The sequence below is a fragment of the Pseudomonas sp. H1_A03 genome (assembly GCF_054685145.1).
On the sequence record NZ_CP162829.1, the window covers coordinates 2,696,070 to 2,721,286 of the forward strand.

Below are 25,217 nucleotides of genomic sequence, written 5' to 3' on the forward strand. Positions count from 1 at the left end.
GCGACGATTCAACACGCTGAACGATTCGTTTCAGACGTGTGCCGGTAAAACTCCAATGCCCAGTTATACTTGCGTCATATTTCAAGCCTGGTACAGGCATTCATGTTCAGCCAGCACAAAGGGAGCGGCGGGTGAGTCTCACAGGTCTTGCGCAGCGTATGAGTAAAACAAGCTTTCATCGACTGGTGCTTGGCCTCGTCTTCAGTTCTGTGTTGGTAGGGTGCTCCAGCTCGCCAAGCAGCGGCGCGCGGGTGGTTGATCGTAATAGTGCGGCACCGCAAAAGCCGACGGTAACCACCGGGCAATATGTGGTGCGAAAGGGCGATACGATGTTCTCGATCGCCTTCCGTTATGGCTGGGACTACAAGGCCCTCGCAGCGCGTAACAATATTCCTGTGCCTTACACGATACATCCGGGTCAGACGATTCGCTTCGACGGTCGCACAGGATCAACGCCTACGGCAGTCGTGACAAACAGTGGTTCTTCGCCGTCGTCCTCAAGCAAAACCACCGTCTTCACCCGGCCTGCTGGTACTGCCGCGCCTGCCCCTGCGAACAAGCCGGCACCTGCGCCGTTGCCACCTGCAGGGCCCGCGCCGACCGGTTGGGGATGGCCTTCCAACGGCGTGTTGATTGGAAAATTCTCTTCAAACGGTAGTTTGAATAAAGGCATTGATATCGCCGGAGATTTGGGACAGCCTGTTTTAGCTGCGTCTGATGGGACGGTGGTGTACGCCGGGAGTGGTTTACGGGGCTACGGCGAGCTTGTCATCATCAAACACAGCGATACCTACGTCAGTGCCTACGGTCATAACCGTAGGCTGTTGGTTCGGGAGGGGCAGCAGGTCAAAGTCGGACAGACAATTGCCGAAATGGGATCAACTGGTACAGACCGGGTGAAACTGCACTTTGAGATTCGCCGACAAGGGAAGCCTGTAGATCCGCTGCAATTCTTGCCCCGGCGTTGATATGTTGCACAGCCTGTTCCCTTCACGTAGAAGGAACAGGCTCCAGCGTTGCCAAGGATAAAGGCGCCGCTTGAGCTTGAGGTCGAACTCACCAAAGGACTATAACAATGGCTCTCAGTAAAGAAGCGCCGGAGTTTGACATCGACGATGAGGTTCTCCTTATGGAGACCGGCATTGCTACGGAATCGATGTCGAATGAGGGACCTGCTGTACCTTCAGTTCGCACCAAATCCAAGAACTCCACCGCGTTAAAGCAACACAAGTACATTGACTACACACGGGCGCTCGATGCGACCCAGCTGTATCTCAATGAAATCGGCTTTTCCCCTCTGCTTACCCCCGAAGAAGAAGTCCATTTTGCGCGCTTGTCGCAAAAGGGTGATCCGGCTGGGCGCAAGCGCATGATTGAAAGCAACCTGCGCCTGGTGGTGAAAATCGCCCGACGCTACGTCAATCGTGGGCTTTCCTTGTTGGACTTGATCGAGGAGGGCAACCTGGGATTGATCCGGGCGGTAGAGAAGTTCGACCCTGAGCGGGGCTTCCGCTTTTCGACCTATGCCACTTGGTGGATTCGTCAGACCATCGAACGGGCGATCATGAATCAGACCCGCACGATCCGGTTGCCGATCCATGTGGTCAAAGAGCTCAACGTCTACCTGCGGGCAGCGCGTGAGCTTACCCAAAAACTCGATCATGAACCTTCGCCCGAAGAAATCGCCAACCTGCTGGAGAAGCCGGTAGGGGAGGTCAAGCGCATGCTTGGTCTTAACGAGCGCGTGTCTTCGGTCGACGTCTCGTTGGGTCCGGATTCGGATAAAACCCTGCTGGACACTCTGACGGATGATCGCCCTACAGATCCTTGTGAGCTGTTACAGGACGATGATCTTTCCCAAAGCATTGACCAGTGGTTGTCAGAGCTCACTGACAAGCAGCGTGAAGTGGTGATTCGCCGCTTCGGCCTGCGCGGCCATGAGAGCAGTACCTTGGAAGACGTGGGCCTGGAGATCGGTCTGACCCGTGAGCGGGTGCGGCAGATCCAGGTGGAAGGGCTCAAGCGCTTGCGCGAGATCCTGGAGAAGAATGGCTTGTCGAGCGAGTCGTTGTTTCAGTAAAGTCTCCTAAGGCAGCTATTAAAACGCCCGGTGCATGAGAGTGCGCCGGGCGTTTTGCTTTCTACTGCGGTAGCAGCTGCCGAGCCTTGGCGAGGCTGCGTCAACGGTATATCTGACGTACCGCGAACGCAGCCTCGCCAAGGCTCGACAGCTGCTACGTCACGCAGAGTCATACGGCATGAAATCCCAGGCATAAAAAAACCCCGCTTTTAAGGGCGGGGTCTTTTCGACTAAGTCAGTACAAGTTAGATAACTTGAACTTCTTCAGCTTGCATGCCTTTCTGACCGCGGGTAGCGATGAAAGAGACCTGTTGGCCTTCTTTCAGGCTTTTGAAGCCGTCGGATTGGATAGCTTTGAAGTGAACGAACAGGTCGTCACCGGATTGTGGAGTGATGAAGCCGAAGCCTTTTTCATCGTTGAACCACTTAACGGTACCAGTTTGGCGATTAGACATGGTGTAACTCCTTGAACAAAGTTAACTGCGACTCAGGAAAAGCCCTGGCCGAGACTGAGTGCAAAGAGCAGGAAAAATTCTTGGAGATGGTTGGATCGAAATTCAACATATCGTGTAGAGATTCTCAGTGACACAAGCAACACAGTGACGTCACCTTAACTGTTTTTCTCGGACGTGCCAATGATATTTCCGAAGGTTTCTCTATTTTCGTGACTGGCGGTGGTATTTCTATTCGCCTCGCACAGCTATACGGGTCCCGGCTCCGTTGGCTACGACGTGTAAGCAACCGGCGTTTTTTTTAAGAAAAGCCCCGTGGCCTTTGAACCCCAACGCCGGCCCCGGTAAGATGCCCAACAGATTTTTCACCTCGCTATTCAGGACACCGCCATGAGCATCAAATCGGACAAGTGGATTCGCCGCATGGCGCAAGAGCACGGCATGATCGAACCGTTCGTCGAGCGGCAGATCCGCGGCCAAGGTGATGCCCCGGTGATTTCCTACGGCGTTTCCAGCTATGGATACGACGTGCGCTGTGCCGATGAATTCAAGGTGTTCACCAACATCAACTCGGCCATCGTCGATCCAAAAAACTTCGACGAAAAGAGCTTCGTCGACGTCAAGAGCGACGTGTGCATCATCCCACCGAACTCCTTCGCCCTGGCGCGCACCGTGGAGTTCTTCCGTATCCCCCGCGACGTGCTCACCATCTGCCTGGGTAAAAGTACCTACGCGCGTTGCGGCATTATCGTCAACGTGACGCCGCTTGAGCCTGAGTGGGAAGGTCACGTGACCCTGGAATTCTCCAACACCACTACGCTACCGGCGAAAATCTACGCCAACGAAGGCGTGGCGCAGATGCTGTTCCTGCAGTCTGACGAGGCCTGTGAAGTGTCCTATAAAGACCGCGCGGGCAAGTATCAGGGCCAGCGCGGCGTCACTCTCCCACGCGCTTGATAGAAAGGTCTTACGCGTAAAGGGAATTAGTCTGAAGAAAGTGACTCTATCTAGGTGTACTGCCTCGGCGCGTGTAAAACGCGTCGAGCCACGCTTGAGGAGTACTTTATGAAGATCGACCCGCGAATCAGCGCAGAAATTGCCCGGCTTGAACCCAACCAGATTGGCGTTCTGGCCTGGTCCCTGATGGCCGATCCCGCTTATGCGGGTGGTATTCCCGGCCAGCCAGATCCGGATTCCCCGCAACCCATTGAAGAACCGGGCTCGCCCACTGTTCCAGATGAGCCACCTCCCGCGCCTGTAGCCTGACACTTCGCCAGCCAGTTAATGCACTGGCCAAACTTGATGGTCGCCGATGACAAATATTCGGCGGTCATTGGCCTGTTCCACTGCAAAGCCACCGGTAAACGCGCCAAACGCCGGCAGCAAGCTGACCTGCGTTCCGATCTGGAAGCACGGTAGGCGCAGACTTTGCCGTCCCCTGCCGCGCAAGCGATACACCGGATGCACGTGCCCTGCCAATACATGGTGGGTCGCATGGGCATCCGGTTCGTGTTGCAATGCAAACGGGGCCATCAGCAGCGGCTCCGCAACAACCTCGATCCTCAGATCCGCAGGTGGGTCACCCGCACGTTTATCGTGATTGCCTCGAATCAAGGTCATAGGCAGGTCAGGATGGCGTGCTCGCCAGGTTCTCAATGCGCTCAGCGTGCCGCTGGCGTGAGAGCCTGTGCCGTGCAGGAAATCGCCTAGAAAGATCACCTGCGTACACGGTAGCGTCGATAGCAACCGGTCCAGTCGTTGCAAATTCTCGGTCGTGGTTCCCTGCGGCACCGGTTGCCCCAGGCTTCGATATGCCGACGCCTTGCCGAAATGCGCATCCGCAATCAACAGACACTGACGCGCAGGCCAATAGACGGCCTTGTCTGCCAGCAGCCACAGTTCTTCACCCTCGAGCATTACCGAACAAACCATCAACGCTTCCCGTTATCCGCGACTTTTTCCAGGTCCTTGACCATCCGCGCAATGCGCTCAGAAAGTTTTTCCGAACTCATGCTTTCGCGCATCCGCTCAACCAGCAGGGGAAAGGCCAACGGCGTAGGCCGTTCGATCTTATGCAGGTCCAGTTTCAGCGCCGACAGATGACGTAATGTCTCTTCCAGCCGGCGAATATCCAACTCATCACGCAGGACTTCTTCCCCTGCCTGGGTCAGCAGCAGGTTCTGCGGGTCATATTGCTTGAACACCTCAAAGAACAACCCGCTGGACGCCTGCACCTGCCGGGTGCTTTTCGGCGCGCCAGGGTAACCGGCGAACACCAGCCCGGCGATACGTGCGATTTCACGAAAACGGCGCAGGGCCAACTCCCCGGCATTCAGGCTGGCCACCACATCATCCAGCAGGTTTTCAGGACTCAACAGCGCGTCGTTCAACAGCGCTGGCCAATCCACTTCGGTGGCACTCAATAACTCCAGCCCGTAATCATTCACCGCAATGGAGAAGGTGACCGCCTGCCCCTCGGCTCACCCGCCACGCCAACACACTCGCCAGCCCCAGGTGCACCTGGCGCCCGGTGAAGGGGTAGAGGAACAGGTGCCATCCCTCCCGCGATTTCAAGGCCTCAGCCAGCAAGTGCTCGCGCGTCGGCAAGCCGGACCAGCGCAATTGTGTTTGCAAGAGGGGCCGAACCGCCTGCATCTCCGGCCCTTCGAAGTGTCCGTGGGCCGCTTCATCCAAGCGCACGACGACGGCCTGGGCCAGCTCATTGGAAAGCGGCATGCGCCCACCATTCCAGCGCGGTACGGCGGCTTTTTTCGCGGTGCTGCGACGTACATAGGCGGTCATGTTTTCGACCCGCACCAGCTCCAGCAAGCGCCCGGCGAACAGGAAGCCATCTCCCGGCTTGAGCCGCGCAATAAAACCTTCCTCGACGCTGCCGAGGTTTTTGCCGCCGCCGCCCTTGCTCCAGAACTTCAACTGGATGCTTGCGTCGCTGACGATGGTGCCGACGCTCATGCGATGTCGACGTGCCAGCCTTGCGTCCGGGACGCGCCAGATGCCGTGCTCGTCCGGCTCGACGCGACGGTAATCCGGATAAGCCGTCAACGAAAGGCCACCATGGCGCACAAACCCCAGCGCCCAGGCCCAGTCTTCATCCGTCAGATCGCGATAAGCCCAGGCGCCGCGTACCTCGGCCAGCAGCGCTTGCGGTGTAAAGCCACCGCCCAATGCCATGCTGACAAGATGCTGGACGAGTACATCCAACGATTTGTGCGGCGACTCGCGCGCTTCAATGCGCCGCTGCGCAATCGCATCCTGCGCCGCCGCGGCCTCCACCAACTCCAGGCTGTGGGTCGGCACCAATGTCACCCGCGAGGGCCGCCCCGGCGCGTGCCCCGAGCGACCGGCGCGTTGCATCAGGCGGGCCACGCCTTTGGCCGAGCCGATCTGCAGTACGCGCTCCACCGGCAGGAAATCCACCCCCAGGTCCAGGCTTGACGTACACACCACCGCCTTGAGCTGGCCGTCTTTCAAAGCCCGCTCCACCCAGTCACGGGTCTCTCGCGACAGCGAACCATGGTGCAGGGCAATCACCCCGGCCCAATCGGGACGGGCTTCAAGCAATGCCTGGTACCAAATTTCCGATTGCGCTCGCGTGTTGGTAAAGACCAGGCAACTGCTGCTGCTTTCCACCTCGGCCACCACTTGGGGCAGCATCTTCAAGCCGATATGCCCGGCCCAGGGAAAACGTTCTGTAACGGGTGGCAATAATGTGTCGATGATCAACTGCTTGGCCGTTAGCCCCTGCACATTGATCCCGTCACCCTGTGGAATCAGCACTTCCAATGCGTGAGACTGATTACCCAAGGTTGCCGAAATACCCCACACCATCAACTCTGGATGCCAGCGCCGCAAGCGTGCCAGCGCCAGTTGCAGTTGCACGCCGCGTTTATTACCGATCAGTTCGTGCCACTCATCCACGACCACCATGCGCAGGTTTCCCAGGCTGGTTTCGCTATCGGCGCGGGCCAGCATTAACGTCAGGCTTTCCGGGGTGGTGACCAGTGCGGTGGGCTGGCGGCGGGTCTGCCGTGCGCGTTCGCTGCTGCTGGTGTCGCCGGTGCGCAGGCCGACACTCCAGGGAATCTGTAACGCCTCGAGCGGCGCTTCAAGGGCGCGGGCGGTGTCGGCGGCCAACGCACGCATGGGCGTGATCCACAGCACCGTCAGCGGTTCAGCCGGTGGTTTGCGTTTACCGGTTGTCGCTGGGCGAGTGATGGCGAAGCGATTGAGCGCGGCAAACCACAGTGCATAGGTTTTACCGGCGCCGGTGCTGGCATGCAGCAAACCTGATCGGCCTTCCTTGACCGCCGCCCAGACTTCTTTTTGAAAGGCGAACGGCTTCCAGCCTTTGGCGGCGAACCATTGCCGGGCGAAGTCGAGAGGTTTTGCCATGCGGGCGCTGACGCTCTGAAGGGCTTATTGCACAGACCCTTAACGCCTGCCAAAGGTTTAACCGGGTGCAGCACGACAGTAATGCAATTGGGATGTATTGGCCTGGGCCACTGCGTAGCAGGTCAAGGTTGGCGGCAGCGGTTGCTGGTTGTTTTTGCGTCGGACCAGGTAAAAGTCTTTCGACAGCGGCAGTTGTTGTGGGCTTTTGGTGTGCCGTGCCCAGCCGCTGCTATAGAACTCGGCCGAATAAGAGCGTGAGCCCAGGTAGATCAAGTCGCCCGGCGCAGCGGCTTGTTGCGCTTTCCAAAGCGCAACCATGTTTTTCTGGTTTTGTGGGCGGTCGGCAATCTTGCCACTGATGATCAAGATGCAGCCCAGTAGGGGCAAGGCCAACGCCATGGCTGCGATGACGGTCCCGCGTGTTTTGCGGCAGAGCACCTCAGCCAGTAATAACGCCCAGGCTGGCAGCGCGGGCAGTACGTAGGTCCAGAGGATGTTGGTGGACATGGTAAAGAACAAGGGCGCTGAAACAGCCCAGCCCAGCACAAAGATCAAGTACTCTCGCTGACCTTCAAATTTCCCGCGCAGCTTGACCAGCATCGGTAAAAACAGCGTCCAGGGCAAAAGCCCGCCCAGCAGGTGCCCCCAAATCATCGCCAAGGGTTGCGCATGTGCGCTGCCGTATAGATCGCCTTGCCATTTGCTGATGACGTAGCGACTGAAATGTTCGCCGACGATGAAGTACTCCAGAAAACCCGGGGTTTTCAGTTCGGCCAGCCAATACCAAGGCATGGCCACCGCGAGCATCAGTGCCAACCCCGGCAACCATGGCAGCCCCAGCAATCGCCGCCAATGGCCGGTAAGCGCCAGCCAGATTGATGCGGGCATCGCCAGCAACACAAGCGCCAGCGGGCCTTTTGCGAGCAGGCCCAGGCCAAGCCCGAGAAAACCCGCCATGGCCCACCTGCGGTCACCGTGCATCAAACCGCGCCACACGCCCAGGTGGGCGAGCAAAAGGGCGAACGCCAATGCGCCGTCGGTCAACACGGCACCGCTGGAAAGGAGCCCGAGTGTGCAAGTCGAGTAGATAATCGCTGCCGTCAACCCGACTCGCAGGCTGCGCTCGCCGCAAGCGAAGTGCACGATCAGCGCGCAGCTGGCGACATGCAGCAGCCAGGTTGAAAAACGGCTGGAGAACTCGTTGATGCCGAACGCTTTCATGCTCAGTGCCTGTAGCCAGAATGACAACGGCGGCTTGCCCCAGAACGGCACTCCGTGATCGAACATCGGCGTGATCCAGTCATTGGAGACGAGCATTTTTCGGGCAATTTCGGCATAGCGGGCCTCTGAGGTATCCATGATTGGATAGAGCCCGAGTGTGAGCAGGCGCGCCAGCAGCACCGTGAACAGGATGCCCCAGAGCAAACGCATGGACGCGGAATGATTCATGCCGTCAGCCTTTATGAAGGGATTCAAGATAGATCGCGCTTATGCAGGGAGTTGGGCCTGGGGCTCACCACCGTCAGCACCCGGCCGACATACTCGCCGACCACGGCGGTACCCAGGCACAACAACAGAATCGATTGCACCAGCAGATGCGCATGGGTCAGTTCACCGAATGTCGCGGTGGCTGCAACCCACAGTGAGCCAACCAGAAAGCTCGTGGCACTCAAGTAGCTGTACATGCGCAGCGGGCGAGTAGAGAAAGCAAGAATCGAGTCCGCACACAGGTCCAGCAATGACAGCGGCGTCCACTTGGTTGTGCCCGCTTGGCGCGGCTTGCGGTCGTAGTTCACTTCGGTACTTGGGTAGCCGAGCCAGCTGACCAGCAGTTTCAAAACGCCGGCGTTGTCGTCCATGGCGCGAATGGCCGCGAGTGCGTTGGGCCCTATGAGTCTGAAATCACTGACTTGCTGGGGGACTTCGAAGTCGTCGATCAGTTGGTCCAGCGTGGCGTAATAGAGCCTTGCGGCCGTGCGTTTTGTCCAGGAATCACAGTGCCGTGAGCGGCGCTGCATGTTCACGATCTCATAGCCCTTGTGCCATTCCTGCACCATAAGGGGGATCAGCTCCGGTGGGTCTTGCAGGTCGCAGTCCATGATGATTACTGCGCCGCCGTCTATGTCGTTGATGCCTGCGCGCATGGCCGCTTCTTTGCCGAAGTTGCGACTCAAGTGCAGGCACCTGACACGCGGGTCCTGAGAAAATTGATCGATCATGGCCGCTGTCTGGTCTTGACTGCCGTCATTGATGTAGAACACTTCTGTGCGGATTTTTACGCGTTCAATGATCGCCATCAGGCGCAAATGGAATTGCGTTATTACGCACTGCTCGTTAAAGCAAGGCACCAATATTGTAAGTTTCGTGGCAGGCAAGGACTCACTGAAGAGGTTCGCGTTTGCTGTCATGTTTGAATACCCAGAAGTGATTAATCGTAAAGCCTTGAAGAGTCACGGCGACCATTGTCATGAGCTGTGCAAGTTGTGCAGGTACGCCCCAGTGGATCAGTAGCGTGACAATAAGCGTGTTAGATAAAACCTGACTGGTGGCCGTTATGAAAAATCGTCCTCTATTGCAGTCTCGCTTCACAAATACCCAATGCCTGGACAGGCAATAGGCGACCAGCGCCCCCGTAACGGCTGCACAGAAGGTGGATGGCGTTGGGCCGTAGTAAGGCAGCAAGCAGACGAACACTACGAAATGCACCAGTGTCGCGAAGAAGCCTGCGCCCAGATAACGGATGAACACTCGAAGTATTTTTTGCATGACAAGAATGTATAAGATGAAGTGTGAATCAAATGTAACGTCGCGAAACGATATTTGTTGTCAGTTTTTATTTGTTTGCTGAAGGGATGTTCTTAGTTGTTTGTAAGAATTTGGAGTTTGTCCTGATGGAAATATTACTAGTTGAAGATGATCATGCGTTGGCGGGTTCGTTGGGGGATTATCTCGGTGAATTTGGTTTCGATGTAGATTTTGCCCGCGATGGGCGAAGTTGCCTGGAGCGTGTCCAGCACCATGAATACGACCTCATCGTCATGGATGTGGCAATGCCTCGCATGAGCGGTTTTGACACCTGTCGCCAGTTGCGGTGCGAGCAGAACCACACGCCCGTTATATTCCTGACGGCACGTGACGCACTGCCCGATAAACAAGAGGGTTACGACGCAGGCGGCGACGATTACCTGGTCAAACCCTTTGAGCCTCAAGAGTTGCTATGGCGTATCCGCGCGCTGATCCGCCGGGGCTCCCCGCGCCAGCCACGCCGTGTGAAACAACTGGGCGACCTGGTGATTGATCCGGTCTCGCAGGCGTTGCGCTACAACGGCGTCATCACGGTGTTACCCGCCCTCCAATTCACCTTGCTGAACCTGCTTGCCGATGGGGCACCGGAGCCCGTCAGCCGGCGCAAACTGGAGGCCGCGTTGTGGCCAGGGGGTGATCCGCCAGACAGTGATGCACTGCGCACGTATATCTACCGGCTCCGCCAAGCCTTGGGCAAGCCATACGGTAACGAGCTGATCCGGACGGTTCACGGTAAGGGCTATCGTCTTGCGATTCCTTACTGATTCCTTTTTTGCGCGAATCCTCTCTGCACTGCTGCCGTTCATGGCAACGATTACGTTGTTCTACAGTGTGCTGATCTGGGCCACTGTCAACGTGACAGAGGACTACATCATTGCCAGCTATTTGAAGCTTGAGGCACAGGCGTTCGAGGAACGGCATAGCCTGCAAGGGGCAGCGACGGCGATGCCCAACAGCATTTACCTGCAAGGCTACTGGTCGGGAGACGCTGAACTTCCCGCCGTCATTCGCCAATTGCCAGCCGGTCACCATGAACTGGAGGGAGAGGATGTCCATGTGTTCGTGAGTGTTGTACCGGGTGCGTCGCAGCGGCTGATACTGATGCTGAACGAGTCTGAACTCAGCCAGACCGAAGGCTACGGCGCTCAGATTTTCGGGCTGTTGTGCGCGGTGGCCGGATTGATCCTGATCCTGGGTACCATCCTGGCCATCGCGATTGCCCGCGCCATTGCCCAGCCCGTCAGCCAATTGGTGGAGGACGTGGCCTCTGAACCGCGTGGGCCGTGCAGATTCAGCGGGTTCGAGCGCCAGGACGAAATCGGCACGTTGAGCCGTACGCTGTCGGCTCTGGTGACCCAGCAAAATGCCGCGCTGCTGCGCGAGCAGGCATTTACCCGGCACGTGAGCCACGAGCTACGCACCCCCTTGGGGATCTTGAACAACAGCCTGGCGATCCTGCGTTTGCCCGGCTGCAACGCCGAAAAATCCGCACGCAGCCTGCTACGCATGGAGGGCGCGTTGTCCGGAATGAAAATGACCATTGAGCTGTTTTTGTCCCTGGCCCGTGAACCGCGTCAATTGCCCCATGCGGCGATTGACCTGTCCGCTGTCGTCGCCGAGCAGATCGAAAAATACCAGCTGCTTTACCCTCTCGCGGCTGATGCGCGGGTGCTGACGGGGGCATCAACGATCTGCGTGAAGGCCAATGAGGCGATAGCCCGCAGTGTGGTGCAGAACCTGCTGGGCAACGCTGTTCAGCATGGCGCCGGTAAAGTCCGGGTTGTCCTCACTGAGCAGCAACTGGTGATCATCAATAACCGTGTGGAACAGCGCGTGTCGCCGGGGTTCGGCTTTGGCCTGGAAATCGTCTCGCGTGCCTGCACGCAGGCAGGCTGGCGCTTTGAAACCCGACGCACACGCCATACGTTTCATGCGCGCATCTGCTTCACTTGAGATTGCCACTTAGAAACTGCTGCAAGCGCTCACTCTTGGGATTGCCCAACACATCCGCAGGCGCACCTTGCTCTTCCACCAGGCCCTTGTGCAGGAACAGCACCTGGCTCGACACCTTGCGCGCAAAGCTCATCTCGTGGGTCACCATGATCATGGTGCGGCCTTCCTCGGCCAGGCCCTGGATCACCTTGAGCACTTCGCCCACCAGTTCCGGGTCGAGGGCCGAGGTGGGCTCGTCGAACAGCATCACCTCGGGTTCCATGGCCAAGGCGCGGGCGATGGCGACCCGTTGCTGCTGGCCGCCGGACAGGAACGCCGGGTATTGATCGGCCACACGCGCCGGCAACCCTACCTTGTCGAGGTAGCGACGGGCGCGGTCTTCGGCGTCTTTCTTGCTGCAACCCAGCACCCGGCGCGGGGCCATGGTGATGTTTTCCAGCACACTCATGTGGCTCCACAGGTTGAAGTGCTGGAACACCATCGCCAGGCGCGTGCGCAGGCGCTGCAGTTCGGCGTCGTCGGCCACGCGCATGCCGTGGCGATCGCTGACCATGCGGATCGACTGGCCGTCCAGGGTCATGGCGCCGTCGTTGGGGGTTTCCAGGAAGTTGATGCAGCGCAAAAAGGTGCTCTTGCCCGAGCCGCTGGCGCCGATCAGGCTGATCACGTCACCGGTCTTGGCCTTGAGCGAAACACCTTTGAGCACCTCATTGTCGCCATAGCTTTTATGCAGGCCTTCAACGGTCAATTTGTACATGGGGCGTGCATCCTCAAGGCGAAAGTAGGTAGCCGCTACGGTAGGCTTCGCTGCCCGCGACATGGCCGATGACCATCCCGGCAGTGGCCATGCGGCGTAGCGAACGAGCGTAAAGCAGGCCGGCCTTCTGGCAGTGCACCGGCGTTACGCGGTCGGAAATGGGGTCGATGATTTCGGCGATCAGTTGCCCGGCCTCCAGGTATTCACCGGGCAGGGCGCTGAACACCAGCAGGCCACCCACTGGCGTCGCCACCGGTTCAACGCCGGCCAGCGGTGTGGCCGGGTAGGGCAGGTCGGGCAGCGGTGCCGCATCACCGGTGATGGCGCCGAAGTGAATCAGGTAATCGATGATTGCCTGGCAGTCGAGACTGGCCAGGCCGTGGTTGACGTCGCCTTGCCCGCGCAGTTCGACGGTCACCGAAAAACTGCCCATGGGGATCGGGAAGCGCTCGCCGAAGCGTTGCTGCAATTGCCACCAGACCAGGGTGAAACACTCATCGAAGGATTGTCCACCGGAGTCGGTCGCGAGCAAATTAGCTTCCGAACCGATATACCGCGCGAGCGGTTCCACCTGCGGCCAGGCCTCGGGCGTGGTGTACAAGTGCGCCACGGCTTCGAAATCGCAATGCAGGTCCAGTACTATGTCGGCGTCACAGGCCAGGCGTTGCAGCACCAGGCGCTGGGATTGCAGCTGGGTGTCGGCATTTTGTGCGGCGAGGGCGGTGGACAGCGCGGCGCGGATCAGTTCGACGTTGTGCCGAGGATCATCCCCGAGCAAATCTTCGACCTGGTTGCCGACCGCTTCACTGAGGTCGACAAACAGGCGATTGAAGTTCTGCCCGCTCTCCAGCTCATAGCGACCCAGCGGGATATCCATCAACACCTGTTCCAGGCCCACCGGGTTGGCGATAGGCACCAGCACGATCTCGCTGCGCAGGCGACCGGCCGCGGCCAGCTTCGCCAATTGCACTTTGAGGTGCCAGGCCACCAGCATGCCCGGCAACTCATCGGCGTGCAGCGACGACTGGATGTAAATCTTGCCCTCGGCCTGCTCCGGGCCGAAGTGAAAACTGTGAATCTGCCGCGCCGTACCTGGCACTGGCGCGATCAGTTCATGAACCTGATGACGCATACAAACTCCTTAATGGCTCGGCCCGAGAAACGCCAGCCAGCGGCGCTCCGCCAGACGAAACAGACCGACCAGCGCGAAGGTCACGGTCAGGTAGATCAGCGCAGCGATACCGAATGATTGAAAGGTCATGAAGGTGGCCGAGTTAGCGTCCCGCGCCACTTTGAGGATGTCTGGAATCGTCGCGGTGAAGGCCACCATGGTCGAGTGCAGCATCAGGATCACTTCATTACTGTAGTAGGGCAGCGAGCGACGCAGCGCGGACGGCATGATCACGTAGGCGTACAGCTTCCAGCCGCTCAAGCCATAGGCCTTGGCCGCTTCGACTTCGCCATGGGCCATGCTGCGGATCGCCCCGGCGAAAATCTCCAGTGGTGTAGGCGCAGGTGTTGAGGGCGAAGGCCAGGATGGTGCAGTTCATCGCATCGCGAAAGAATGCGTCCAGCAGCGGTTGTTCGCGCACGGCGGCGATGCTGTAGATGCCGGTGTAGCAGATCAGCAACTGGATATAGAGCGGCGTGCCCCGGAACAGGTAGGTGTAGAACTGCACCGGCCAACGCACGGCACGATTGCGCGAGACACGCGCAATGGACAGCGGAATCGACACCAGAAAACCGATGACCAGCGCGGCGCTGAGCAGCCACATCGTCATGGCCAGACCGGTGATGTGCTGGCCGTCGCTATAAAGGAAGGGGCGCCAGTATTCCTGCAAGAGTTCGATCATCGCACTGCCTCCCGGGCGCCTGCGGAGTAGCGCCGTTCAAGGCGACGCAAGACGAAGTTGGACGCGCTGGTGATCATCAGGTAGATCAACGCGGCGAGCACCAGGAAGTAGAACAGCTGATAGGTGCTCTTGCCCGCGTCCTGGGCAGCCTTGACCAAGTCGGCCAGGCCGATGATCGACACCAGCGCCGTGGCCTTGAGCATCACCATCCAGTTGTTGCCGATACCCGGCAGGGCAAATCGCATCATCTGCGGGAAGGTCACGTAGCGAAACCGTTGCCCGCGCTTGAGGCCGTAGGCCGTGGCGGCTTCCAGTTGGCCACGGGGCACGGCGAGGATTGCGCCGCGAAAGGTTTCGGTGAAATAAGCACCGTAGATAAAGCCCAGGGTGATCACCCCGGCGCTGAATGGGTCGATCTCGATGTATTCCCATTCCATGAAGTCGGTGAAACCGGTGAGCCAGGTTTGCAGGCTGTAGAAAATCAGCAGCATCAGGACCAAGTCGGGTACACCGCGAATCAGCGTGGTGTAGAGCTGGGCGGGGATGCGCAAAAAGGGCAGGCTGGACAATTTGGCGCTGGCACCGAGCAAGCCGAGCACGACGCTGACGGCCAGGGACAGCACTGACAACTTGATCGTCATCCACGTGCCTTGCAGCAACAGCGGGCCGAAACCCTTCAAACTGAGCGCGCTCAGCCCGAGGGTTTGCAACAATTCTTCGAGCATAAATCAGGACCTATGGCGATAAAAAAGCGCCCTTCCAGGGAAGGGCGCTCCAGGCATTATTTGCCGCTGTACAGGTTCAGATCGCCAAAGTGTTTCTTCTGGATGGTGGCGTAGGTGCCATCATCGTGTAACGCTTTGATACCTTTATCCAAAAGCGCCTTCAGTTCAGTGTTACCTTTTTTGATACCGATGGCGGTTTTCGACGGCAGCAGTGGGTCGTCAATGGCGGCGCTGACTTCGTAGCCCGCACCGGCTGGCGACTTCAAAAAGCCCAGTTCGGCTTGCAGCATGTCCTGCACGGAAGCGTCGAGACGGCCGGAGGTCAGGTCGGCATACACTTGGTCCTGGTTGGCGTAGGCCTTGGTGGTCACACCGGCTTTATCCAGTACCGCCTTGGCGTAGGCCTCCTGGATGGTGCCTTGCTCGTAGCCCACGGATTTACCCTTGAGGGACTCGGGCGTCGAGAAGCCAGCACCCTTCTTGAACACCAGCGAGGTTGGGCCGGAGAACAGCTCGTTAGAGAAGTCGATGGCCTTTTCACGCACCGGGGTCACGGTCATGGACGAAATCACGCCGTCGAATTTGTTGGCTTTCAGGCCTGGAATCATGCCGTCGAAATCACTTTCGACCCACTTGCACTTCACTTTCAGCTCGGCGCAGATCGCATTGCCCAGGTCGATATCGAAGCCGACCAGGCTGCCGTCGGCGGCCTTGGATTCAAACGGTGCATAGGACGGATCGACACCAAAACGCAGTTCCTTGTATTCCTTGGCCAGCGCGGAACCGGCGGCCATGCACAGAGCCAGTGCAGAAAGGGTCAGCAATGCTTTTTTCATTATGTAATCCCTGGAAACCAAGATAAGCGCTTGTGGCGCGTTTAGGACTGTTACTGAACGGTGTCAGACGGATCACAGGTAGCAATTTCTGCACCATAGTTCCGAATGAGCGTTTTAAAAGGTGGGATGAGGGAAGTTTGAGTGTAGGAGATGCCCGGAAATGGGCATGGAAAATTCATCGCACCAATTTGGAACTGATGCAGATCAAAAAGGTGGGAGCTGGCTTGCCTGCGAGAGCGGTGGGTCAATTACAGATGCATTAGCTGACCCGCCGCCATCGCAGGCAAGCCAGCTCCCACAGGTGTTTTGAGTCAGGCCAGAAGGTCCTGCAGCGTGGCGAGGTTATCGGCTTCTTCCACCGCCTTATCCTGTCGCCAGCGCAACATTCGCGGAAACCTCACCGCAATCCCGCTTTTATGCCGCTTGGACAGGGCAATCCCCTCAAACCCCAGCTCAAACACCATGCTCGGCGTGACGCTGCTGACCGGCCCGAACTTTTCCACCGTGGTCTTGCGCACGATGGCGTCGACCTTGCGCATTTCCTCGTCCGTCAGCCCTGAATACGCCTTGGCAAACGGCACCAGCGTGCGTTCGGTACCGGGCGGCCCGTCCCATACCGCAAAGGTGTAGTCGCTATACAGGCTGGCGCGTCGACCATGACCGCGCTGGGCATAGATCAACACCGCGTCGATGCTGAACGGGTCCACCTTCCACTTCCACCATAGACCCATGTCCTTGGTGCGGCCCACGCCGTAGAGGCCTTTGCGGTCCTTGAGCATCATGCCTTCCACCCCGAGGCTGCGAGAGGCTTCGCGTTGTTCGGCGAGGTCCTGCCAACTGCTCCCAGTCAGCAACGGTGATGCCTGCAACGAGGGTTGGTTGCACTGGGCAATCACCTGCTCAAGTTGCGCGCGGCGCTCAGCCTGAGTGTGGTTGCGCCAGTCGTCACCCTGATGTTCCAGCAGGTCGTAGGCCAGGACTGCGACCGGGGCGTCCTCAAGTACTTTTTTGCTCAGGGTCTTGCGACCAATGCGCTGTTGCAGCAGCGCGAAAGGTTGCACCGCGTCCTTCCACACTACGATTTCGCCATCGATCACCGTGCCATCGGGCAAGCCACTGACCAGGCTGTGAAGTTCGGGGAAACGCTCGGTGACCAGTTCTTCACCCCTGGACCAGATCCACAGGCGGCCTTCACGCTTGACCAGTTGCGCACGGATGCCATCCCACTTCCATTCCACCTGCCAGTCGGCGGGCGAGCCGAGCAAGGTGTCGAACTGCTCCACCGGTTGCGCCAAACCGTGGGCGAGAAAAAACGGATAGGGCTGCCCGCCCCTTTGCGCATGCTCGTCGGAAGATTCAGCGGCGATCAGCTTGAGGTAGCCCTCAGGCGTAGGGCGGTTGGACAAGTCGGTGTAGCCCACCAGCCGCTGCGCCACGCGCTTGTTGTCGAGGTCGGCCATGGCAGCGAGGGCTCGCGTGACCAGCAACTTGGACACGCCCACGCGAAAACTGCCGGTGATCAACTTGATGCACACCATCAGGCTGGGTTGATCCAGTTGCGCCCATAACGCCGGTAGGCGCTCAGCCAATTCCAACGGAGGCAAGCCACGCAGGGGTAGGAGTTTTTCCTCCAGCCACACTGCAAGGCCGTCTTCTGAGGTGTAGGTGGATTCCGGTAACAGTAGGGAAATCGTCTCCGCCAAGTCACCCACCGACTGGTAGCTTTCTTCGAACAGCCAGGGTTCGATGCCCGACGCTTCGGTGGCCATGTCCCGCAGTAGGCGCGTGGGGACCAACTGGCGAGGGCGCCCCCCGGACAGAAAGTACACCGCCCAGGCGGCATCGTCCGGTGGCGCTTGCAGAAAGTAGGCTTGCAGTGCAGCAAGCTTGGCGTTGCTGGAGGTGGTGGCGTCGAGGTTGGCGTACAGCTCGGCGAAGGCCTTCATGCGCTTGCCTCCTCTTCGTCATCGCCGTATTCAGTGGTGAAGCCTTGGGCATCCAGACCTTTTTCCCGCAGATGGCGCACCAATACACCGACAGAGCCGTGGGTGACCATCACCCGCTCGGCGCCGGTTTGCTCGACGGCCCACAACAAACCGGGCCAGTCGGCGTGGTCTGACAGCACAAAACCTCTGTCCACACCCCGCCGCCGACGGGTACCGCGCAGGCGCATCCAGCCGCTGGCAAAGGCATCGCTATAGTCGCCAAAGCGCTTTATCCAACTGCTGCCGCTGGCAGAGGGCGGGGCGATGATCAAGGCCTGGCGCAACAACGGGTCGGTCTTTTTGAAGTCACCGGCATACAGGGTTTCGGGGATGTAGATCCCGGCCTCGCGGTACACCCGGTTCAGCGGCTCGACCGCGCCATGGCTGAGGATCGGGCCGATGCTGGCGTCGATCCCATGCAGGATGCGCTGGGCTTTGCCAAAGGAATAACAGAACAACACGCTGGCCTTGCCGGCGGCGATGTTCGCCTGCCACCAATCGTTGATCCCGGCAAAGATCTGCGCCTGGGGTTGCCAGCGGTAGATCGGCAGGCCGAAGGTGGATTCGGTGATGAAGGTATGGCAACGCACCGGTTCGAAGGGGGCGCAGGTGCCGTCGGGCTCGACTTTGTAATCGCCGGATGCGACCCACACTTCGCCTTGATATTCCAGGCGCACTTGGGCCGATCCCAATACATGCCCGGCCGGGTGGAAGCTCAGGGTGACGCCGTGATGGACCAGTTGTTCGCCGTAGGCCAAGGTTTGCAGGTTGATGTCCTGGCCCAGCCGCGAGCGCAGGATGCCTTCGCCGGGAGCCGCCGCCAAGTAGTGCTGGTTGCCGGTGCGGGCATGGTCGCCGTGGGCGTGGGTGATGACCGAACGTTCCACCGGGCGCCAGGGGTCGATGTAGAAATCTCCGGCGGCGCAATACAGGCCTTCGGGGCGGGCGATGACAAGGTCCATGGAATGACCGGGGAAGTGGGCTTGTTACTTATGAGGCGGGGCTGAGCGCAGAAGTTCTATCGGAATGTACACAGAACAAATGTGGGAGCTGGCTTGCCTGCGATGGCGGTGTATCAGCCACTGAAAGAGTGACTGAAAAGGCGTCATCGCAGGCAAGCCAGCTCCCACATTCTGGTTCGGTTTCTTCAGTAAGGCCCCGGGTTACTTACCAGGCGTCAGGGTCAACCTTGTTTTCCCATACACCTTCTCAAAGTTCTGCGGCTGCATCGGGAAGCTCAGGTATTGCGCCTTGAGCGCCGGGTCGATGCCATTGGCATAGTTCGGGCTGGCCGGGTTGCCGGACTGGCCGATGCCACCCTGGCCCATCATCGGTTCCACCTGGCCGAAATCGACAATCATGCGCAGCGCCGGCACTAGGGTGGTGGTGAAATCCTGGCCCCAGTTGTACGGTGCCGGGTTCAAGGTGTTGTGGTCGCCGCCGGACGCCAGTGGGCCACGAATCACCTGGCCATTGGTGTTTTTCCAGGTAGTCGTGTGCAGCTTGCCCCACTGCCAGGCCTTGTGATCGGTACCCAGTTGGCTGTCACCGGCGCTGATCGCCGCGGCCAGGCTGCGGGCGAGGATCAAAGGTTTGTCTTCTTTCTGCGGGGTGTGCACGTCGTCCCAGAATGGGCTGTCTTCGCGGCCCAGCAAGTGATCGGCCTGGGCGGCGTAGGACAGGCTGGCATTGCTGACGAAAGCCTTCCAGCTGGCGCTGTTTTCCGGGCCGAGTTCGTCGAGGAAGATCTGCCGAGTGCTTTCCTGCAGGAACAGTTCGTAGATGGCGGCGTCGGCGGACGTTGTCACCAGTCGACCATCGAAGGCCATCAAGCGATTCAGTGCTTCCCGTGCCTTGACCTGCTCAGCCGCCGGCAACGCATCGATCGCCTGTTTCAGTGGCTGGGCCATGCCTGGCGCCTGGAACATGGTCTTTAGCTTGGCAGCAAACGTGGTGGTCTGGTCGTATTGCATGGCGATCATGCTGCGGCTGTCATGCTTGCCGGCATTGGCCAACTGCGCCAGGCGCTCGCTACGTTCCGGGGCGTCCCAGGAATTGGACAACTGCATACCATAACCGCGTGGCGCGGTACGCTGGTTGGCAGTGCCTATCCAGCCTTGGGCCGGGTCCTGGTCATAGGGGTGCAACATCGCGTCGGCGTAACCGTCCCAGTCGAAACGCGTGTCCCAGCCCGGCGACGGCAGCAAACCTTCGCCTTCGCGCCGGTTGGGGAAGCGGCCGGTGACTTGCCAGCCAATGTTGCTGGCGTCGGCGAAGACCATGTTTAGCGCAATGGCGCGAATCTCGCGGGTTGCGTCCGAGGCCTTGGCGGCGTTTTGCGCGCGTGACAGGTCGAAGAACGCATCCAGGCTCTTGTCGTCCTTGAAGTCGGCGGTTTGCAGCGCCAGGCCCAGGCCGGTGGTCAGCGCCTGGCTGCTGTTGAGCAAGGCACCGTGGCGGGTTTCGTACACCACTTCACGAATCGAGCGCTGGCCTTTGACGAAGAAGGTTTCGTTACGCACACCTGCTGGTAGCCATTTGCCGTTGTTCTCGTAGTACAGCGCGTTGCCCTGGCGTTTGACCTTTTCCAGGAACAGGTCCTGGGTGTCGCCCTTGACGGTGCTCATGCTCCACGCGACTTTGCCGTTGAAGCCGGACAGCAGCGTCGGCAAGCCGGCAATCGAGGCGCCCACGGCCTGGTATTTCGGTGCGCGGATCTGCACGTAGCTCCATGGCGACGGCGCTTGCGGCTGGGCGGCGAGATCGTTGGCCAACAGGCTTTTACCGCTGCGGCTGCGTTGCGGGCCAATCGCCCAGTTGCTCGAGGTGGTGACCGCCAGTGAGTTGAAGCTGCTCAGTTGCTGGCTGACCGCGTCCAGCCCGGCCAGGCCGGTGATCTGGCCCAGGTTCACACCCTTGAGTTTCTCGGCTTCAGCCAGCGGGACCGCTTCATCCGGCGCGCTTGGGGTCAGCCAGGCGAGTTTGTCGACGCCGACTTTCTGCGCCAGCACCAGGGATGAAATTTCTTCCTGCAGGTTGGCCGACTCGCTGAAATTCAGCAGGCAGAACAGCAGCGCCGAATCTTCCGGCTTCCAGTATTCCGGCTTGTAGCCAGTCTGGGCCAGGTCTGGCGGTAGCTTGTCGCGGTAGCGGAACAGGTAGGCGTTGACGCCTCGGGCATACACTTCAAAGAAGCGTTTAAGGCGCGTCGACGAAGCGTTATACAGCTCGCCGGCACTTTTTTTCAGGTTGACCGCACGCATGAAACGGTCGACGTCCAGCACTTCAGCACCCGCCATTTCCGCCAAGCGACCCTGGGCCAGCAGGCGCAGGGTGACCATCTGGGTGATGCGATCGCTGGCGTGCACGTAACCGAGGCTGAACAGCGCGTCATGGAAGGTATTGCTTTCGATCAGCGGCATGCCCTGGGCATTGCGGCGCACGGAAACGTTTTGAGCCAGGCCTTTGATCGGCAGCACGCCGGCGACCGGCGGCAGGGTGTCCTGGGTGTTCTGGAGCTGGCAACCGGCCAGGCTTAACGCACTGGCCACTGCCGCGGCAACGCCGAACCGGGGAAGAAAATGTGAGAGGGCTGGCGAGGCCATGGCAAAGCTCCTGCGGGGGGTAGCGTCAGTAAAGGCGCTACGTTAGTGAGCGCGGCGAAACGACGCAAGCGGGAGTTTGGGGAAAGCGTGAGATCTTGAGTCTTGCGCAGACAAATGTGGGAGCGAGCTTGCTCGCGAAGGCGGTGTATCAGTGCCTGTACGGTTGACTGACCCACCGCTTTCGCGAGCAAGCCCGCTCCCACACTGAGGTCTCAGTTGCCTTGAGATCAGGATTTGGGCGGGTTGACCTTCTGCACCAGTTCATAGGCGCGGACCGTCGCAGGCCGTTCCTTGATGCTGTTGAACCAGCGCTGCAGGTGTGGGAAATCTTCCAGCCGCTGGCTCTGCCACTTGTGGGAAACAACCCACGGGTAGATCGCCATATCCGCGATGCTGTAGGCCTCGCCTGCCACGAACGGCCGATCCGCCAAGCGCCGGTCCAGCACGCCGTAAAGCCGGGCGGTCTCATCTATATAACGCTTGATTGCGTAGGGAATCTTCTCCGGCGCGAACTGGCTGAAGTGATGATTCTGACCGGCCATTGGCCCCAATCCGCCCATTTGCCAGAACAGCCATTGCAAGGCTTCCTGACGACCGCGCAGGTCTTTTGGAATGAACTGGCCAGTTTTTTCCGCGAGGTACAGCAGGATTGCTCCGGATTCAAACAGCGAAATCGGCGCGCCGCCGTCGGCAGGGTTCTGATCGACGATCGCCGGAATGCGGTTGTTGGGGGCTATCTTCAGGAAGTCAGGCTTGAACTGTTCGCCCTGGCCGATATTGATCGGGTGCACCTCGTAGGGGAGGCCGGCTTCTTCCAGGAACAGCGATATTTTGTGACCGTTGGGGGTGGTCCAGTAATACAGGTCGATCATGAAGCTCTCCAAAAAGGGGGATGCTTGAGCGGATGCCTGTAGGTATAGGTGATGTTCAGCGCGCGAAAATTCAATGAAATATTTGCGCATAACCTTAGAAGCAATTTATACGGCCCTATCCACCAACCCAATGTGGGAGCGGGCCTGCTCCCACATTTGGATCTTCAGCGTGGCTTACGCCCCGTGGCACTTCTTGAATTTCTTCTCGCTGCCGCACGGGCAAGGGTCATTGCGACCCACGTCCTTCAACGCATTGCGCACCGGCTCCTGGTGAGCGTGGCCGCAGTTCGGACCGTGGACATGGCCGTGGTCGTGATCATGGTGATCGTGGTGATCGTGATCATGGTTGCAGTCAGGACCATGGACATGGGGTTGCTGAGTCATCGATGTCGCTCCGGAATAAAATCGCCGGGGATTATCTCGCCATTGTGGTTCACCTGCACGTCATAACCGATGAATAATCCGGTTTTCAGCTCACCTTCCAGGCGATACGGCACAGGCTTGTTGGGGTTTTTCAGCATCTGCACCACATCACGGATCTGCGGCCAGAGGTTGGTGCGTACCGACACCCGGAAAAACTTATGACTGCGCGGCGGTACGGTGAGCCACTCGTCGGACTCGCCCTCGGTCAACACGAAGTCGCCCAGGCTGACCTTGTAGATCAGGCCGCGCACGGTCAGGTCGGCGTCGTCACGGTTGTCCACGCGAAAGAACAGCTTGAACTTCTGCTCCAGCAGCTTGGCGCGCACCACTTCGACTTTCACCAGGGACACGTGCGGCGGCGGTGAGTCGTCTTCGAACCACGACGCGCAGCCGGTCAGGCCAAGGGTTAACGCCAGCATCAAGCTGTACATCCGGAGCATGGCGTGAGCCCTGTGGTGGCTAGAGATAGCTGGAACAACACTTCTTGAATTTCTGCCCACTGCCGCACAGGCACGGATCGTTGCGTCCGGCCTTCACTTCCACTGTCGGGTCGATGAAGTACCAGCGCCCGTCATTCTGTACGAAAGAGGACTGCTCGCGGTGGCTATGTTCGCCGGTGCTGTCATGCCAGCGCGCAGTGAACGTCACAAAGGCATGTTCCGGCTGGCCGCCAAACACCTCGGAGCTTTCCACTTCAAGGCCGAGCCAGGTGCTCTGTGCGCTCCAGGTGCCGATGGCATTGCGGTCCAGGTTCGGCTGTTGGGCGGGCAGGGTGGTGGCGACCAGATAGTCCACCAGGCCCAGCACGTAGGCGCTGTAGCGCGAGCGCATCAGCGCGCTCGCGCAAGGTGCCGGGTGCCCGGCGTGATAATGGCCGCAGCAGGCATCCAGCAGGTTGCCACTGCCGCAGGGGCAAATGGGTGTGCTCATGGGGTTACCACCAGTACTTTCCGAAGTTTTCCGGGTTGGCCCAAAAGCGGGCGTTGAGCCAGTCCGGTACTTGTTTATAGTCAAGCAGATCATAGGTAAACAGCGTCAGAACCTGCTCATCACGCTGGAAACGCTCACCAGCCTGCAGGGCCAGCGAGAAGAAGTCGGTGTCCTTCCAGTCGCAGGCGCCCAGGTCCACCAGCACCGCAATGCGGCTGGCATTGAGGTTGCGGATGCCGCCAAGCAGCGTCAGGCCTTGTGGTTTTGACAGGTGCTCCAGGCAGTCCACCACCAGCGCCAGGTCAAACCGCTGTGCGGCAAGCTCCGCCGGCAAGGCTCCCGGTGCCGCGACAGACACCTGGGTATCCGGGTGCGCCTTTTGAAACGCCTCCAGCGCCGGGAACTGGCTGGCGCCCAACAACAACAGGCGTTTTGGCTGGTGCAAATCAAGCAAGGCGGCCAAGGCTTGCTGGGGTGTACGGGCAGAAATACCAGCGGTCATCAGAGATCCTCACATCAGGACCGTAGAGACTAGCGCGGCTGAGCGTGCGGGCCTAGAGCGGGCGGCAGCGAAAAGTCCGACAAGAGCAACGAGCCTCAATGAATACAGGGGTGCGGCGCAGTGGCGCAGATGAAAAGAGCCGTCTTTACTCCACCCATCGGCCCCCGCCGATCCCCTCAGGAGAAATCAGATGAGCATCATGCGGACAGCTCTACCCTTGGTTCTGCTAACCGGAGTATTGACAGGTTGCGCAGGTTTGCAAAAAACCGATTGGCCCACCTGCGCCGCCGTTGGCGGTGTGACCGGCGCGGCGATCGGTGCCACTGAAAGCTCGGCCTATGCAGGCTATGGTGCGTTGCTGATCGGTGGCATGGCCGGCGCCTATTGCTGGGTGCACGGCGATGGCGACGAAGACGGCGATGGTGTGCCAGACAGCCGCGACAAGTGCCCGGGCACGCCAAAAGGTGTGCAGGTAAATGCCGATGGGTGTCCGCCTGCGCCGCCAGCGGCCGTGGTTGAGGAGGTCGTGGTGGTCAAGGAAGAAACCATCGTGATTCGCGATGTGCATTTTGAATTCGACTCGGCCAGGCTGACCGCGGCGGATAAAACCAAGCTCGACATCATCGCCACCCGCCTGAAACAGGAAGCCCCAAGCGCTCAACTGCGCGTCACCGGCCATACCGACAGCGTGGGCAAAGACGCCTACAACCAACGGCTCTCGGATAAGCGCGCGCATTCGGTGACGGATTACCTGGTCGGCTCCGGTGTGCCTCGCAGCGCCTTCGTGGCGGTGACGGGCGCGGGTGAGAGCCAGCCGGTGGCTGACAATAAAACCGCTGAAGGCCGTGCCTTGAACCGTCGCACGGAAATCCAGATCAACCGCTGACGGCCCTTGCCCCTGTGGGTTCCACAGGGGCATTGCTGGCAACTTTCGCTGAAGTCTCCCCTTTGTTAACTTTTTTGATCCTTCACTGGCAAAACGCCGGTAGAAGTCGTTACTGTGCGTCCAAAGAATAATTTGAAATA

At 59.3% G+C, this 25,217-nt stretch carries 24 protein-coding genes and 2 pseudogenes; 7 read left to right on the forward strand and 19 right to left on the reverse strand.

All coding sequences use genetic code 11. The features are described 5' to 3' along the window. The first annotated feature begins 131 nt into the window (after positions 1–131). Together AB4O35_RS12400 and rpoS are read left to right on the forward strand one after the other, a co-directional pair. Positions 132–968, forward strand: a complete 837-nt coding sequence (locus AB4O35_RS12400) for a peptidoglycan DD-metalloendopeptidase family protein (RefSeq protein WP_083207061.1) — start codon at positions 132–134, stop codon at positions 966–968. 107 nt (positions 969–1,075) lie between these two features. Further along, a complete protein-coding gene (gene rpoS / locus AB4O35_RS12405) occupies positions 1,076–2,080 on the forward strand; it encodes an RNA polymerase sigma factor RpoS (protein WP_025855149.1) in 1,005 nt (334 codons plus the stop codon). Between the two features lie 245 nt (positions 2,081–2,325). Here rpoS and AB4O35_RS12410 read toward each other — a convergent pair whose 3' ends face one another. Beyond that, positions 2,326–2,535, reverse strand: coding sequence for a cold-shock protein (locus tag AB4O35_RS12410; RefSeq protein ID WP_002554837.1), 210 nt, complete (start codon positions 2,533–2,535; stop codon positions 2,326–2,328). 387 nt (positions 2,536–2,922) lie between these two features. Between AB4O35_RS12410 and dcd the strand changes: the two genes are divergently transcribed. Next, positions 2,923–3,489 carry a dCTP deaminase gene (gene dcd, locus AB4O35_RS12415; RefSeq protein WP_010212421.1) on the forward strand — a complete coding sequence of 189 codons (567 nt, stop codon included), beginning with the start codon at positions 2,923–2,925 and terminating at the stop codon, positions 3,487–3,489. 108 nt (positions 3,490–3,597) lie between these two features. Continuing rightward, positions 3,598–3,798 (forward strand): hypothetical protein, encoded by a 201-nt coding sequence (locus AB4O35_RS12420; RefSeq protein ID WP_049709645.1) that lies wholly within the window; start codon positions 3,598–3,600, stop codon positions 3,796–3,798. Positions 3,799–3,813: 15 nt separating this feature from the next. On the opposite strand, the gene pdeM is transcribed toward AB4O35_RS12420, so the two are convergent. The 5 genes and pseudogenes from pdeM to AB4O35_RS12445 form a co-directional block, all read right to left on the reverse strand. Then, positions 3,814–4,464: a ligase-associated DNA damage response endonuclease PdeM gene (pdeM, locus tag AB4O35_RS12425; protein ID WP_065945382.1), complete on the reverse strand. Its 651-nt coding sequence runs from the start codon at positions 4,462–4,464 to the stop codon at positions 3,814–3,816. After that, a pseudogene (locus AB4O35_RS12430) lies at positions 4,464–6,945 on the reverse strand (ligase-associated DNA damage response DEXH box helicase). The gene pdeM and the pseudogene AB4O35_RS12430 overlap by 1 nt, the downstream one beginning before the upstream one ends. Before the next feature lie 57 nt (positions 6,946–7,002). Continuing rightward, positions 7,003–8,394 (reverse strand): ArnT family glycosyltransferase, encoded by a 1,392-nt coding sequence (locus tag AB4O35_RS12435; RefSeq protein ID WP_460149607.1) that lies wholly within the window; start codon positions 8,392–8,394, stop codon positions 7,003–7,005. A 23-nt stretch (positions 8,395–8,417) separates the two neighbouring features. Continuing rightward, the gene (locus tag AB4O35_RS12440; protein ID WP_083207062.1) at positions 8,418–9,353 is read right to left on the reverse strand and encodes a glycosyltransferase family 2 protein; all 936 of its coding nucleotides are present in this window, start codon (positions 9,351–9,353) and stop codon (positions 8,418–8,420) included. Then, entirely contained in the window at positions 9,325–9,711 is a 387-nt protein-coding gene (locus AB4O35_RS12445) for a GtrA family protein (RefSeq protein WP_065872425.1), read from the reverse strand. Before AB4O35_RS12445 ends, AB4O35_RS12440 begins: the two co-directional genes overlap by 29 nt. Positions 9,712–9,836: 125 nt before the next feature. On the opposite strand from AB4O35_RS12445, the gene AB4O35_RS12450 reads away from it, so the two are divergent. Together AB4O35_RS12450 and AB4O35_RS12455 are read left to right on the forward strand one after the other, a co-directional pair. Next, on the forward strand, positions 9,837–10,514 hold the full coding sequence (locus AB4O35_RS12450; RefSeq protein WP_065880057.1) for a response regulator transcription factor: 678 nt from the start codon (positions 9,837–9,839) through the stop codon (positions 10,512–10,514). A gap of 40 nt (positions 10,515–10,554) precedes the next feature. Continuing rightward, positions 10,555–11,703 carry a sensor histidine kinase gene (locus tag AB4O35_RS12455; RefSeq protein WP_065880056.1) on the forward strand — a complete coding sequence of 383 codons (1,149 nt, stop codon included), beginning with the start codon at positions 10,555–10,557 and terminating at the stop codon, positions 11,701–11,703. Here the strand turns inward: AB4O35_RS12455 and AB4O35_RS12460 are convergent. The 13 genes and pseudogenes from AB4O35_RS12460 to AB4O35_RS12520 all read right to left on the reverse strand — a co-directional run bounded on the left by AB4O35_RS12460 (position 11,696) and on the right by AB4O35_RS12520 (position 24,191). After that, positions 11,696–12,460 (reverse strand): ABC transporter ATP-binding protein, encoded by a 765-nt coding sequence (locus AB4O35_RS12460; RefSeq protein ID WP_065880055.1) that lies wholly within the window; start codon positions 12,458–12,460, stop codon positions 11,696–11,698. The genes AB4O35_RS12455 and AB4O35_RS12460 overlap by 8 nt on opposite strands. A gap of 13 nt (positions 12,461–12,473) precedes the next feature. Beyond that, positions 12,474–13,592: a succinylglutamate desuccinylase/aspartoacylase family protein gene (locus AB4O35_RS12465; protein ID WP_065890096.1), complete on the reverse strand. Its 1,119-nt coding sequence runs from the start codon at positions 13,590–13,592 to the stop codon at positions 12,474–12,476. Positions 13,593–13,601: 9 nt separating this feature from the next. Further along, positions 13,602–14,313 (reverse strand): annotated as a pseudogene (locus tag AB4O35_RS12470) (ABC transporter permease). Further along, the gene (locus tag AB4O35_RS12475) at positions 14,310–15,038 is read right to left on the reverse strand and encodes an ABC transporter permease (protein ID WP_065872419.1); all 729 of its coding nucleotides are present in this window, start codon (positions 15,036–15,038) and stop codon (positions 14,310–14,312) included. Before AB4O35_RS12475 ends, AB4O35_RS12470 begins: the two are co-directional and overlap by 4 nt. Positions 15,039–15,094: 56 nt before the next feature. Then, positions 15,095–15,874 (reverse strand): transporter substrate-binding domain-containing protein, encoded by a 780-nt coding sequence (locus AB4O35_RS12480; protein ID WP_065872418.1) that lies wholly within the window; start codon positions 15,872–15,874, stop codon positions 15,095–15,097. A 311-nt stretch (positions 15,875–16,185) separates the two neighbouring features. After that, on the reverse strand, positions 16,186–17,820 hold the full coding sequence (locus AB4O35_RS12485; RefSeq protein WP_065945386.1) for an ATP-dependent DNA ligase: 1,635 nt from the start codon (positions 17,818–17,820) through the stop codon (positions 16,186–16,188). Next, positions 17,817–18,821 (reverse strand): ligase-associated DNA damage response exonuclease, encoded by a 1,005-nt coding sequence (locus AB4O35_RS12490; RefSeq protein WP_065945387.1) that lies wholly within the window; start codon positions 18,819–18,821, stop codon positions 17,817–17,819. Before AB4O35_RS12490 ends, AB4O35_RS12485 begins: the two co-directional genes overlap by 4 nt. Positions 18,822–19,022: 201 nt before the next feature. Then, entirely contained in the window at positions 19,023–21,464 is a 2,442-nt protein-coding gene (locus tag AB4O35_RS12495) for a penicillin acylase family protein (protein WP_065945388.1), read from the reverse strand. Between the two features lie 227 nt (positions 21,465–21,691). Further along, a complete protein-coding gene (locus tag AB4O35_RS12500; RefSeq protein ID WP_065872414.1) occupies positions 21,692–22,336 on the reverse strand; it encodes a glutathione S-transferase N-terminal domain-containing protein in 645 nt (214 codons plus the stop codon). 174 nt (positions 22,337–22,510) lie between these two features. Further along, entirely contained in the window at positions 22,511–22,720 is a 210-nt protein-coding gene (locus AB4O35_RS12505) for an SEC-C metal-binding domain-containing protein (protein ID WP_065890089.1), read from the reverse strand. After that, positions 22,717–23,199: an LEA/WHy family protein gene (locus AB4O35_RS12510; RefSeq protein WP_065872413.1), complete on the reverse strand. Its 483-nt coding sequence runs from the start codon at positions 23,197–23,199 to the stop codon at positions 22,717–22,719. The genes AB4O35_RS12505 and AB4O35_RS12510 overlap by 4 nt, the downstream gene beginning before the upstream one ends. Positions 23,200–23,218: 19 nt before the next feature. Then, the gene (locus AB4O35_RS12515) at positions 23,219–23,689 is read right to left on the reverse strand and encodes a YchJ family protein (RefSeq protein ID WP_065872412.1); all 471 of its coding nucleotides are present in this window, start codon (positions 23,687–23,689) and stop codon (positions 23,219–23,221) included. A gap of 4 nt (positions 23,690–23,693) precedes the next feature. After that, positions 23,694–24,191 (reverse strand): DUF6231 family protein, encoded by a 498-nt coding sequence (locus AB4O35_RS12520; protein ID WP_049709632.1) that lies wholly within the window; start codon positions 24,189–24,191, stop codon positions 23,694–23,696. Between the two features lie 190 nt (positions 24,192–24,381). On the opposite strand from AB4O35_RS12520, the gene AB4O35_RS12525 reads away from it, so the two are divergent. Next, a complete protein-coding gene (locus AB4O35_RS12525; RefSeq protein WP_065872411.1) occupies positions 24,382–25,077 on the forward strand; it encodes an OmpA family protein in 696 nt (231 codons plus the stop codon). The last annotated feature ends 140 nt before the right edge of the window (positions 25,078–25,217 follow it).

Bases quoted from the DNA above. Each gene is read 5' to 3' on its own strand.
- AB4O35_RS12490 (WP_065945387.1), bottom strand. From the start codon at position 18,821: ATGGACCTTGTCATCGCCCGCCCCGAAGGCCTGTATTGCGCCGCCGGA.
- AB4O35_RS12510 (WP_065872413.1), bottom strand. From the start codon at position 23,199: ATGCTCCGGATGTACAGCTTGATGCTGGCGTTAACCCTTGGCCTGACC.
- AB4O35_RS12460 (WP_065880055.1), bottom strand. From the start codon at position 12,460: ATGTACAAATTGACCGTTGAAGGCCTGCATAAAAGCTATGGCGACAAT.
- AB4O35_RS12500 (WP_065872414.1), bottom strand. From the start codon at position 22,336: ATGATCGACCTGTATTACTGGACCACCCCCAACGGTCACAAAATATCG.
- AB4O35_RS12410 (WP_002554837.1), bottom strand. From the start codon at position 2,535: ATGTCTAATCGCCAAACTGGTACCGTTAAGTGGTTCAACGATGAAAAA.
- AB4O35_RS12505 (WP_065890089.1), bottom strand. From the start codon at position 22,720: ATGACTCAGCAACCCCATGTCCATGGTCCTGACTGCAACCATGATCAC.
- pdeM (WP_065945382.1), bottom strand. From the start codon at position 4,464: ATGGTTTGTTCGGTAATGCTCGAGGGTGAAGAACTGTGGCTGCTGGCA.
- AB4O35_RS12445 (WP_065872425.1), bottom strand. From the start codon at position 9,711: ATGCAAAAAATACTTCGAGTGTTCATCCGTTATCTGGGCGCAGGCTTC.
- AB4O35_RS12495 (WP_065945388.1), bottom strand. From the start codon at position 21,464: ATGGCCTCGCCAGCCCTCTCACATTTTCTTCCCCGGTTCGGCGTTGCC.
- AB4O35_RS12525 (WP_065872411.1), top strand. From the start codon at position 24,382: ATGAGCATCATGCGGACAGCTCTACCCTTGGTTCTGCTAACCGGAGTA.
- AB4O35_RS12435 (WP_460149607.1), bottom strand. From the start codon at position 8,394: ATGAATCATTCCGCGTCCATGCGTTTGCTCTGGGGCATCCTGTTCACG.
- AB4O35_RS12440 (WP_083207062.1), bottom strand. From the start codon at position 9,353: ATGACAGCAAACGCGAACCTCTTCAGTGAGTCCTTGCCTGCCACGAAA.
- AB4O35_RS12480 (WP_065872418.1), bottom strand. From the start codon at position 15,874: ATGAAAAAAGCATTGCTGACCCTTTCTGCACTGGCTCTGTGCATGGCC.
- AB4O35_RS12515 (WP_065872412.1), bottom strand. From the start codon at position 23,689: ATGAGCACACCCATTTGCCCCTGCGGCAGTGGCAACCTGCTGGATGCC.
- AB4O35_RS12485 (WP_065945386.1), bottom strand. From the start codon at position 17,820: ATGAAGGCCTTCGCCGAGCTGTACGCCAACCTCGACGCCACCACCTCC.
- AB4O35_RS12450 (WP_065880057.1), top strand. From the start codon at position 9,837: ATGGAAATATTACTAGTTGAAGATGATCATGCGTTGGCGGGTTCGTTG.
- AB4O35_RS12465 (WP_065890096.1), bottom strand. From the start codon at position 13,592: ATGCGTCATCAGGTTCATGAACTGATCGCGCCAGTGCCAGGTACGGCG.
- AB4O35_RS12475 (WP_065872419.1), bottom strand. From the start codon at position 15,038: ATGCTCGAAGAATTGTTGCAAACCCTCGGGCTGAGCGCGCTCAGTTTG.
- AB4O35_RS12420 (WP_049709645.1), top strand. From the start codon at position 3,598: ATGAAGATCGACCCGCGAATCAGCGCAGAAATTGCCCGGCTTGAACCC.
- rpoS (WP_025855149.1), top strand. From the start codon at position 1,076: ATGGCTCTCAGTAAAGAAGCGCCGGAGTTTGACATCGACGATGAGGTT.
- AB4O35_RS12455 (WP_065880056.1), top strand. From the start codon at position 10,555: ATGGCAACGATTACGTTGTTCTACAGTGTGCTGATCTGGGCCACTGTC.
- dcd (WP_010212421.1), top strand. From the start codon at position 2,923: ATGAGCATCAAATCGGACAAGTGGATTCGCCGCATGGCGCAAGAGCAC.
- AB4O35_RS12520 (WP_049709632.1), bottom strand. From the start codon at position 24,191: ATGACCGCTGGTATTTCTGCCCGTACACCCCAGCAAGCCTTGGCCGCC.